This window comes from Hallella multisaccharivorax DSM 17128 (assembly GCF_000218235.1).
GTDB classification, from domain to species: Bacteria; Bacteroidota; Bacteroidia; order Bacteroidales; family Bacteroidaceae; genus Prevotella; species Prevotella multisaccharivorax.
Genome location: NZ_GL945017.1, coordinates 2,364,953 through 2,376,970 on the forward strand (window position 1 = coordinate 2,364,953; position 12,018 = coordinate 2,376,970).

4 protein-coding genes and 2 CRISPR repeat arrays (1 of these 6 running past the window's edge) are annotated in these 12,018 nt (G+C 42.4%); of the genes, 3 read left to right on the forward strand and 1 reads right to left on the reverse strand.

The features are described 5' to 3' along the window. Positions 1 to 263, forward strand: a 263-nt coding sequence (locus PREMU_RS15305; RefSeq protein ID WP_007575123.1) for a hypothetical protein, incomplete at its 5' end; no start/stop codon positions are given. A 175-nt stretch (positions 264 to 438) separates the two neighbouring features. Here PREMU_RS15305 and PREMU_RS10285 read toward each other — a convergent pair. Next, positions 439 to 2,322, reverse strand: coding sequence for an IS1634 family transposase (locus PREMU_RS10285; RefSeq protein ID WP_050796413.1), 1,884 nt, complete (start codon positions 2,320 to 2,322; stop codon positions 439 to 441). 229 nt (positions 2,323 to 2,551) lie between these two features. Next, positions 2,552 to 3,228: a CRISPR direct-repeat array (repeat unit 30 nt; unit sequence GTTTCAATTCCATAAAGGTGCGATTAAAAC). Between the two features lie 92 nt (positions 3,229 to 3,320). Here PREMU_RS10285 and PREMU_RS15730 point away from each other — a divergent pair. Beyond that, positions 3,321 to 3,761, forward strand: a complete 441-nt coding sequence (locus PREMU_RS15730) for an ISAon1 family transposase N-terminal region protein (RefSeq protein WP_050796365.1) — start codon at positions 3,321 to 3,323, stop codon at positions 3,759 to 3,761. Continuing rightward, positions 3,709 to 4,785 carry a transposase gene (locus PREMU_RS10295; RefSeq protein ID WP_040558298.1) on the forward strand — a complete coding sequence of 359 codons (1,077 nt, stop codon included), beginning with the start codon at positions 3,709 to 3,711 and terminating at the stop codon, positions 4,783 to 4,785. Before PREMU_RS15730 ends, PREMU_RS10295 begins: the two co-directional genes overlap by 53 nt. Before the next feature lie 81 nt (positions 4,786 to 4,866). Next, positions 4,867 to 12,018: direct repeats of the CRISPR family, unit length 30 nt; unit sequence GTTTCAATTCCATAAAGGTGCGATTAAAAC (it continues 1,668 nt past the right edge of the window).

The following is a 12,018-nucleotide window of genomic DNA, read 5'->3' on the forward strand; positions in this document are numbered from 1 at the left end:
TAGAAGAACTCAAAGATTATATATGTCGCAAGTCCCCCAACTTAACATGCTATGCGTTGCGCCATGAATTGAAACTCCGAATTTCAAGTAACCGCGTAGAGAAAGCTAATGACTTAGTCGTGGCAATGCGCCAAAAGCACAACGGCATGGCATGGTCAGAAAAAGGGAGCAGTGCACTTGCCGTAATTACCGCGTCAATGATTAACGGAGAAATCGAAGAATGGATCACAAAACAGAAAATCAGCTATCGCATGGTTGGATGATGGGATTTTCAACCGTACAGCTCGGAAAAGTTTCAATTCCATAAAGGTGCGATTAAAACGACGTGTGTGCCCTGTATGAGCACGACTACGCGAGTTTCAATTCCATAAAGGTGCGATTAAAACCTCCGTAAGCTTAACCCAACTTGCAGCCTATAGGCGTCTAACTCTCTGATTTTCAAGTATCGATTTTTTTGACTTCAGAAAAATGTACCACACAAATTTTTCGCCTTCGTTTTAACGGCGGAGAGGTCAACTCGAGCTTCTTGTATAGATCAGAGAGCAGCTGCTCAGGCTCTGTACATTGCCGTACTTCTACCTCATTACCGTCAATCCGCTTAGCGATAGTGCTTACTACAATTTGTGTACTGGCAATTCTCTTTACCTCCTGCCATGACATCTTGCATCCCTTCCGTCGCAACTGATATTGCGTAGTTGATACCACCCAGTAAGCAAGTACGGCCAGATTGAAATGGGCCTTGATGGCTTCATCGCTCTGATGATAGATAGGACGGATGTCCAAATCGGTCTTCAAGGTTTCAAAGACAGCTTCGACCCTTCTAATGACATTATAAAACTCCCAGATCTGCTGTTCACTATACCCCTTGAGGCTGGTTTGTACCAAGTACTTACCCTCACCACTGCTACGAAGAGATACTTTCTCCGGATTACGGGTCCAAGTCATATCTGTCACAACATCCTTGTCGTCATAGGTAAAGGTGATATCATAATCCTTCTGTACAGATGAACAGCGTTCCTTCAATCTGCCAAGGCGCTCATTGACCTTGTCACGTTTCTTCGTTCCACCTTTAGTCATGATACCTTTCTGGATGGCCTTCAGGCCATCCTCAAAACGACATGCAGCTTTGTCATGCATACTCTTTTCCTTGAGAGTCTTGGCATGGCTGTCAACGAGCAACAACGTATCATTGAGATTCTCGATCTCGGCGAACTGGATCTCTATACTCTGGTGTTTGACATCCTCTACAGTAACTGTATGGTCACCAATGATCTTATAGTCATCAGTTGAACCACCACGACGCACGGTTATATAGTCATAACCGTTCTCGCGGAGCCACTTCAGGTTATCCTCAATTGATATGCCCGCATCCATGACTACGATTTTCTTCTTTCCATCTGAAGAAGGAGGATTCAATGACTTCATCATATCTTGCATTGTCGCACAGTCGGCAGTATTGCCAGAGAAGATCATGGTACGAACCAGAAAGCCATCCTTGTTGACAACTGCTCCAAGAACGACTATCGGACAATCGGTCCTCTTCTCCTTGCTACGGCTGAACTGACGGAGCTTAGATATCTTCGTAGACTCCATGTATGCGTTGGTCAAGTCAAAAAGATATACAGTGTCTTCGAGTTCGAACATGCAGCATACACGATCATGGAGGTAGTCTTCAATGTCGTCGTGAAGAGAATAAAGGTCGAGAGAACTTCTGTAGAGCTTGTCCTTGGTAATCTCTTTCGGCTCTATGCCAAAGAACTCACAAAGAGCAGAGTTGTCACGAAGAAGTCTGACTGTTTTATGCTCAGAAAAAGGATAGATAGCGCGTGCGGCAATCTGTATCATCGCAAGGTCGATCTTGCTCTTACTCCATCCTTTGGAAGACAGAAAGCTTCTCAGTTTCAGACGCCTCAGGGCTTCGAGGCAAACAAACTCAGCTCCTGCCTGACGGGGCCGGACATTCTTCAAGGACTCTTCGACAAGAGCTGCAGCTTGCTGCCGCCGGTTCTTCTCCTCAATCTTCTTTGCATCACCCAGCAAGCCCTTTTCGGCAAGCTGACCGTAAACCTCTCTGGCCTTACAGGTGACTGGAGTCTCATTGAGATGGAGAGAAGGACCATTGACTACCATGTCATTAAGGACATGACACATGGCATAGCGATCTTTCCAGGACGGAAGATCGTCAAGATCAAGCGGTATGAGATAATGCTGGCGAATCTTACCGTCACAATCACGGTAAGACTCGTACAGCCTCGGGTAAACGAAGGAATGCTTCTTCCCGTCGGTACCGACTTTTGTTCTTGTTTGGACCTTGATATACATCGGTGCAAAGTTAGGTAAAATCTTGGCACCATGCAACACCCGATGTACCACACATTTTAGGGGGGTAACGAATCGCTTAATATTTTTTACGAGGGAAACAGTCCAAAAGAGCGGAAAATCGGGCAAATATCGGTCAAAATAGTGATTTTGTTGACAAAGTTTAAGAGTCTTGCCGGACATATGGGCTAAAAGCTGCAAGTTGGGTTAAAGAACTCACGAAGCGTAGCAAGTTTCAATTCCATAAAGGTGCGATTAAAACATGTATGCGGTTGGCATCACGTATCAGCGACTTAGTTTCAATTCCATAAAGGTGCGATTAAAACGAAAATCCTCATTACTTGATTGAGTAGTCGGGCTGTTTCAATTCCATAAAGGTGCGATTAAAACCGGTAAGCCTCCTTTGTACCACGATGCTACCTCTGTTTCAATTCCATAAAGGTGCGATTAAAACTCCACATCGACCTCGCTCTATGCTTACCTCTATGTAGTTTCAATTCCATAAAGGTGCGATTAAAACACAAGCAAATGGTTGTTTTGCTTGAATTTGGTTGTAGTTTCAATTCCATAAAGGTGCGATTAAAACCCCGTGTCGGCTGTATCGATGTAGCACTTCTTCAGTTTCAATTCCATAAAGGTGCGATTAAAACTTTCAGTCAGTGGGCAACTCACTTGCCTGTTGTGGTTTCAATTCCATAAAGGTGCGATTAAAACAAACTCATACCCCGTATATTGTGATAATTTGATGGGTTTCAATTCCATAAAGGTGCGATTAAAACAACGCCTCCTTTTGTTTCGGGGTGCGGGTGTCCTGTTTCAATTCCATAAAGGTGCGATTAAAACCTGAATGTCTTGATGTCGGTACCGTTCAGCTTCTCAGTTTCAATTCCATAAAGGTGCGATTAAAACCAGCTTTGTCTGAGCCTCTGCTGCCGAGTTAGCCTGTTTTTTCTTGTCTGTCTGTGTGATGAATGCAATGAGAAAGCATTACCTTTGCACTCATGGGAAAGAAGACTTCTACATTCGACTATAAGACTCTGGCTAGCTTTCTGCTTCCAGATGGTATCTTGGATTTCTTTGACGTGACAGACGTCAGCGAAGAGCATACAGGTAAATATGCAGAGACCGGAGCAGAGAAGATCAAGCTCCACATCTATCTTGATGAGCGAGATACACGCTCTGATGAGTGGCATGACCTTAAGCCTAACGGATTCACAGAGAGCCGTGAAGTGACAGACTTCCCTGTACGTGACCGCAAGGTCATCCTGCATGTGCGACGTCGCCGATGGATAGACAGTGAAGGCCATAATGTAGTTCTTAATCGCTATGATTTAGTTGCCAACGGCACCAGCTACTCGAAGGAGTTCGCTGATGTCTTAAAAAAAATATTTGGATACGTACCCGGTCACGGCACGTTCCGTGGCGCAGATCTACAAGATTGACGGTCGCCAACTTGAACGGGCGTATAAGGACTGTCTGAGCGGCTTCAAAGACTGGGATCAGGTTGACCACGCAGCTGAGTGGGTGTTGCTTCCTGAGAACATGGGAGATTGCCTGAGTATCGATGAGACTCTGCTTCATGAAGACCTCAGAACGTTTGAATCCAACAAGGCAGGACACGGTAAGCACGGTACTCTTGTTGCCTCTGTGAGCGGAACTAAGGCGTCTGATGTCATCAAGGTCCTGATGCAGATACCTGAAGAGAAACGTCTTGCTGTAAAAGAGGTTACGATGGACTTCTCAGACAGCATGTATACCATAGCCACCAAAGCGTTCCCTAACGCAGAGATTGTCGTAGACTGCTTCCACATCATCAAGCGCTGTACAGATGCCGTAGAGGAGGTCCGTCTGAGAGAGAAGCGCGAAGCCATAAAGGAGCAGAACAAACAGAAGACTGAACACAGAAAAAAACTCGAGAAGCGTGCCAAACGCCGCAAGTACTACAGGAAGAACCATCCGAAGAACTACAAGGGCAAGAAGCGTGGCCGTAAGCCGATGCGACTTAATCAGCGGTTCAAGCCCGAAGAACTGTCCAACGGTGATACTCATGTAGAACTGCTTACGAGGAGCCGGTACCTACTTATGCAAAGCGGTGACAAATGGGGCGAGAAGCAAAGGGAAAGAGCCAACCTGCTGTTCGACATGCATCCGAAGATAAAGGAAGCATACGGACATGTGTGCAGTCTTAGAGCTATCTTCAGAGATAAGAGCCTTAACAAGGAGACTGCAAGAGTGAAACTGCATGAGTGGTATCAGCGTGTAGCTAACTCCAACCTGCGTGAGATCAAAGTAGCCAGGGATGCTATCAAGTACAGAGAGGAGGAAGTTCTTAACTACTTTAACAACAGATCGACCAATGCTTCTGCAGAGTCCCTCAACTCAAAGACGAAGGGCTTCAGAGCACAAGTCAGAGGTATACAAGACCTTCCTTTCTTCATGTACAGAGTTGCAACGATCTTCGGATAATAAAGTTAATCTATCCACGGACTATTGGTACTGAGCCATTAAAACCCATGAAAGAGTGCCTTGGCATTCTCTTCCTGTTCCGTTTCAATTCCATAAAGGTGCGATTAAAACAAACTCGTTAATGTATAAATTATCAATCATATCAAGTTTCAATTCCATAAAGGTGCGATTAAAACTTTGTTGTTTATCTATGTAATCACCCCTCACCCTTGTTTCAATTCCATAAAGGTGCGATTAAAACCCTTACTGCTCTTGCGTAAAGGCGCTTCTCTCAACAGTTTCAATTCCATAAAGGTGCGATTAAAACGTTACAGCTATTCTTTTTGATACCTGTATGGGCTCGTTTCAATTCCATAAAGGTGCGATTAAAACCATTTCTCCACTTCCAAGCGTCTTTGTGATATTGATGTTTCAATTCCATAAAGGTGCGATTAAAACAGTGCTGGATTGCGTTCTGAGGAGCTTGAGAGCTAGTTTCAATTCCATAAAGGTGCGATTAAAACCGAGTAATTTCAAGTATTTCGCTGTCGGTGAGTAGTTTCAATTCCATAAAGGTGCGATTAAAACCAACCTAACAGGCTCAAAACCTAAACTATCAAACTCGTTTCAATTCCATAAAGGTGCGATTAAAACAGAGAAGTGAAAAACACAAATTTAAAAGTAGCATGTTTCAATTCCATAAAGGTGCGATTAAAACTTTGCCTACGCGCCGATATCCTGCCGCATGACTACGTTTCAATTCCATAAAGGTGCGATTAAAACGGCTGCGGGCGCTTCGCCGCCGCCTCCGCTCCGCCGTTGTTTCAATTCCATAAAGGTGCGATTAAAACTGAGCCTTTCTTCATCCTTCCGTGAGGCTGCGCTTCAGTTTCAATTCCATAAAGGTGCGATTAAAACCATGCTGGGGATAGAGGACATGGGGCGTGAGCCAAGTTTCAATTCCATAAAGGTGCGATTAAAACATAACAGTAGAATATTGATAGTATCATAATAATAGTTTCAATTCCATAAAGGTGCGATTAAAACTTATTTTTGCGAATAAGAAAAATGATTATCACAAGAGTTTCAATTCCATAAAGGTGCGATTAAAACAAAGGTATGCCGTCCTTATCTACCTCTTCCTTCCTGTTTCAATTCCATAAAGGTGCGATTAAAACTTCTGAACAGTTTGTCACTGTGAAGCATAAACAGGTTTCAATTCCATAAAGGTGCGATTAAAACCTGATAGCAGCCGAGCAGCTGGGGCGCAAATGTCGCAGTTTCAATTCCATAAAGGTGCGATTAAAACACATGTCAGGATACAGCCAAAGAGTATCTAAAGTGTTTCAATTCCATAAAGGTGCGATTAAAACATAAAGGTCCGACAGCTTCACGTAGTTGAAACCCTGTTTCAATTCCATAAAGATGCGATTAAAACTGGTCCAAGTTTAATCCGGACGATGATCTTTGTTTCGCGTTTCAATTCCATAAAGGTGCGATTAAAACAGCCGTTGTATTCCTCGCCCTCTTCGAGCATGGGAGTTTCAATTCCATAAAGGTGCGATTAAAACTGAATAAAATTAAAAATTCGACACTTTTAATTTTGTTTCAATTCCATAAAGGTGCGATTAAAACAGGTGGCTTCACTGGCAGTGTATGACCTTCTTTTGTTTCAATTCCATAAAGGTGCGATTAAAACAGAAGAAGGCAGAGCTGATGAAGAAGCGTGACACACTCGTTTCAATTCCATAAAGGTGCGATTAAAACTCGACGATTGCGGGCTTATGCTTAATACAGTGTATGTTTCAATTCCATAAAGGTGCGATTAAAACAGACACCGCATTGTCTTTGTTCTTTGACCAGATTCGTTTCAATTCCATAAAGGTGCGATTAAAACTGTAGAAGATATCCTGCTTGTATTCCTGCTTGTCCGTTTCAATTCCATAAAGGTGCGATTAAAACAAAATGACATATTGCATGTAATTACAACTCCTTAGTTTCAATTCCATAAAGGTGCGATTAAAACCCGTTGCAAAGAACTTGCTTATCTCGGTCTCAATGTTTCAATTCCATAAAGGTGCGATTAAAACACTCCGCCCCCGTTGGCGCTCGCCTACGGCTTCGGTTTCAATTCCATAAAGGTGCGATTAAAACGGTTCTATGCATCGGCGAACAAAATCGTTATTCCGTTTCAATTCCATAAAGGTGCGATTAAAACGTTGATTCCGTCCGTGCAATATGCCTCCTTTAAAGTTTCAATTCCATAAAGGTGCGATTAAAACAGGATCTGCGGGGGGGTAGACGGGGTTTTTTAGAGTTTCAATTCCATAAAGGTGCGATTAAAACTATCGATATACGCATATATCGAGGTTCCTGCGCATGAGTTTCAATTCCATAAAGGTGCGATTAAAACCCTTTCATGGCTGCCGCGTGCGCGTTTCGTGCAATAGTTTCAATTCCATAAAGGTGCGATTAAAACCACCGCCGCGCTCTCCCCTACGCGCCGATATCCTGGTTTCAATTCCATAAAGGTGCGATTAAAACAAGCTCAAGGCACCGATACCCCGAAGTGATTTTCATGTTTCAATTCCATAAAGGTGCGATTAAAACAAACACCGCCTTACCCCAGATGGTGAGATTTGTCGTTTCAATTCCATAAAGGTGCGATTAAAACGACGCTGAAAAACACTCCAGACAAATACCTCGGCGGTTTCAATTCCATAAAGGTGCGATTAAAACAAACTCGTGCAGGGCGGGGCTGAGGCCAGGAAGAGTGTTTCAATTCCATAAAGGTGCGATTAAAACTGTTGCAGTCTTCGAACTCCTTCCGTATTGCCTCAGTTTCAATTCCATAAAGGTGCGATTAAAATGCTCTTGCCGTTCTTCTTCTGCCCCGTGATGGCCGTTTCAATTCCATAAAGGTGCGATTAAAACTGGCTTCTGCCACGCCCGCCTTCACCTCCCGTACGAGTTTCAATTCCATAAAGGTGCGATTAAAACTTAATACCTTTTACACGATCATCAGCAGTACGAGGTTTCAATTCCATAAAGGTGCGATTAAAACATGATGATGACGATGATGGTCACCGGATAAATTTGTTTCAATTCCATAAAGGTGCGATTAAAACAGGCACGCGACCTCTTCGTCTTCCAGATGCACACGTTTCAATTCCATAGAGGTGCGATTAAAACGCTCTTGCCGTTCTTCTTCTGCCCCGTGATGGCCGTTTCAATTCCATAAAGGTGCGATTAAAACGCTGGATGACGACATCAGCTCCCTCAACAACAGCAGTTTCAATTCCATAAAGGTGCGATTAAAACACATCATGAAGTCACCCCTGTCGTGCTTCATGATGGTTTCAATTCCATAAAGGTGCGATTAAAACGTAGAGCCCGAAGTGTGGAGGATGGTACTTGAAAGTTTCAATTCCATAAAGGTGCGATTAAAACAGATATATGCCGCAAGTACTTGACAAGCTCACACGTAGTTTCAATTCCATAAAGGTGCGATTAAAACATGATAATGAATCAGCTTTATTTATTCATCAGTAGTTTCAATTCCATAAAGGTGCGATTAAAACTTGCAAGTGCATCGATATGCTCGCCGGGCTCCGTAGTTTCAATTCCATAAAGGTGCGATTAAAACTCCGTCATAACCAGGATGTCACGATCGTCAAGATGTTTCAATTCCATAAAGGTGCGATTAAAACACGGCATGGATGAGGGCGAAGGAAAGAAGCTACGACGTTTCAATTCCATAAAGGTGCGATTAAAACATTATGATAGACCAGAAGGTCTTCGACCATCCTTCGTTTCAATTCCATAAAGGTGCGATTAAAACCGCCTTCAGGCAAGAAGCCGCAGAGGTATATCAAGTTTCAATTCCATAAAGGTGCGATTAAAACTCGCAGTATGCTTCTACTGTTTTATCGTCTCATCTGTTTCAATTCCATAAAGGTGCGATTAAAACATGCTGAATATCAGGAAAAAATGTCAAAATCTATGTTTCAATTCCATAAAGGTGCGATTAAAACCACAATTTTTTGGGGGGTGACATTGACTTAACGGCCGTTTCAATTCCATAAAGGTGCGATTAAAACCTGACGAAAGCCATCAACGGCGGGACGAACGGGAGTTTCAATTCCATAAAGGTGCGATTAAAACAAAGCAACACGATCCAGTAATGCGTACGCCTGTAGTTTCAATTCCATAAAGGTGCGATTAAAACTCAAATACTTCTATCAGAATTTCACGGACTATCTGCGTTTCAATTCCATAAAGGTGCGATTAAAACTCCACGTGCCGTCTTCATGCTTTACAATTGAATCTTGTTTCAATTCCATAAAGGTGCGATTAAAACCTACGAGCCGAGACTGGACTCGATAAGCGTGTACAACGTTTCAATTCCATAAAGGTGCGATTAAAACAGATTAGAGGTATTAAAGGACAGTCGGATGCACAAGTTTCAATTCCATAAAGGTGCGATTAAAACCCTTCTCAAAGGTGTCATCTTTATGTCATCTCGCAGTTTCAATTCCATAAAGGTGCGATTAAAACGATTAGAGGTATTAAAGGACAGTCGGATGCGCAAGTTTCAATTCCATAAAGGTGCGATTAAAACGCTGCTGGCCTGAATCCGAATTTGGTATATGCGAAGTTTCAATTCCATAAAGGTGCGATTAAAACTCTCAGATTCATGATGCTTATTTGAATGCTGATAGTGTTTCAATTCCATAAAGGTGCGATTAAAACCTGGTATCTCTCAGTATGCTTCTTCTGTTTTGAGGTTTCAATTCCATAAAGGTGCGATTAAAACTAAAAGTGATTATAAATCTCAGATTTCTGCGCATTTGTTTCAATTCCATAAAGGTGCGATTAAAACTTGCGTTTATGATGATGCTTCTCAGATTGTCTGTAGGTTTCAATTCCATAAAGGTGCGATTAAAACAGATTAAAGGTATAAAAGGACAGTCGGACGCGCAGGTTTCAATTCCATAAAGGTGCGATTAAAACAAGGTATGCCGTCCTTATCTACCTCTTCTTTTTTGTTTCAATTCCATAAAGGTGCGATTAAAACTGTCAATGCCCTTATTTACATAGTCAATGAAGTTATGTTTCAATTCCATAAAGGTGCGATTAAAACGCAAGATAGGTTCTACTTCCGCTTCAGGACTTGCTGTTTCAATTCCATAAAGGTGCGATTAAAACATACTAACTTTGCCATCGTTAGACGAACATAACAGGTTTCAATTCCATAAAGGTGCGATTAAAACTTTCTTCCATCTTCGCTTGTGCTGATCCTTCCATGGTTTCAATTCCATAAAGGTGCGATTAAAACACAGAGCGGAGCACATCTGAACTTCACCGACCAAAGTTTCAATTCCATAAAGGTGCGATTAAAACTCTCACAGTCTTACCGCAGCGGCTATGACTCACCAGTTTCAATTCCATAAAGGTGCGATTAAAACTACCTTCTCCACCTCGAATGACGTCTCCATGACTGTTTCAATTCCATAAAGGTGCGATTAAAACGAACGTACGCTTCGTAGTCCTAAATTTTCTTCTTCGTTTCAATTCCATAAAGGTGCGATTAAAACAGACAACGAAACAGAACCGAGAGCACATGATTCAGTGTTTCAATTCCATAAAGGTGCGATTAAAACGGGTGGGAAACACCTCGCTTAAACTGTCGTTTAGAGTTTCAATTCCATAAAGGTGCGATTAAAACGCCATGTGCGTGACTTCTGTTGTCACGTTTCCGTGTTTCAATTCCATAAAGGTGCGATTAAAACCATCCGTTCCTCCAGCAATCATACCGTCCATATCTATGTTTCAATTCCATAAAGGTGCGATTAAAACCTTCATCATCGCCTGCTGCTGCCTGATGACCTCCGTTTCAATTCCATAAAGGTGCGATTAAAACTCTATACTGGCAAAGGCCATCTGCGCCTTCTTAACCGTTTCAATTCCATAAAGGTGCGATTAAAACTGAAGAACCACCTCCGCCCCTGCCCTGATAAGGCTTCGTTTCAATTCCATAAAGGTGCGATTAAAACTCACCCAGTCCTACTTGGAGGTGAGGGGTGGAATTTGTTTCAATTCCATAAAGGTGCGATTAAAACACCGCCGTGTCGATGACTGTACGCGTGATGAGGGCGTTTCAATTCCATAAAGGTGCGATTAAAACTTGATAATGTTCACCAGTTTGTCCATTCCTCGCAGTTTCAATTCCATAAAGGTGCGATTAAAACAAGCAATAATTGACGCTGATAATCACCTAACAACCACGTTTCAATTCCATAAAGGTGCGATTAAAACCGTCTACTTCGCCCGCAACGGAGAGCAACACCTTAGTTTCAATTCCATAAAGGTGCGATTAAAACCCCGTGTTGGTCGCAGCAGAATACTTTCCCGTGTGTTTCAATTCCATAAAGGTGCGATTAAAACACCATTTGGTTTTTTTGGTTTTCTTGAAAACCATTGTTTCAATTCCATAAAGGTGCGATTAAAACTTGCCTGTTGTGAGGGAGCACGTATTGATGCTTTGTTTCAATTCCATAAAGGTGCGATTAAAACTCGGATACCACGGAGTTGCTCGCATCGGTAGCCTGTTTCAATTCCATAAAGGTGCGATTAAAACGAAGTATAGGAGATAGTGCCGTCACTTGATACTGGTTTCAATTCCATAAAGGTGCGATTAAAACTATCCAACCCTGTTGCACCGAACCAGTCATTCTCCTCCGTTTCAATTCCATAAAGGTGCGATTAAAACCCCGCCGAATGGAAGGCTATCGCAGACGCGCTCAAGTTTCAATTCCATAAAGGTGCGATTAAAACGTTGCAAACAAGGTTATCCTCTACAATATCGCGAGTTTCAATTCCATAAAGGTGCGATTAAAACTTGCTTGCCGTAGCCGATACACTCATCATCGCGTGTTTCAATTCCATAAAGGTGCGATTAAAACGAAACGACTGATTATTAAAAGAATCAGTAGAAGCAGTGTTTCAATTCCATAAAGGTGCGATTAAAACCATTACCGTTAATCACACCTTTACCTGCAAGCAAACCTGTTTCAATTCCATAAAGGTGCGATTAAAACAGACGGATTCTTAACGAATCCATCACAGACAATCGTTTCAATTCCATAAAGGTGCGATTAAAACCTCAGTACGCTTCTACAGTTTTGTCTAATCGTTAGTTTCAATTCCATAAAGGTGCGATTAAAACGTTCAACAGTATTCTGCTTTGACTAA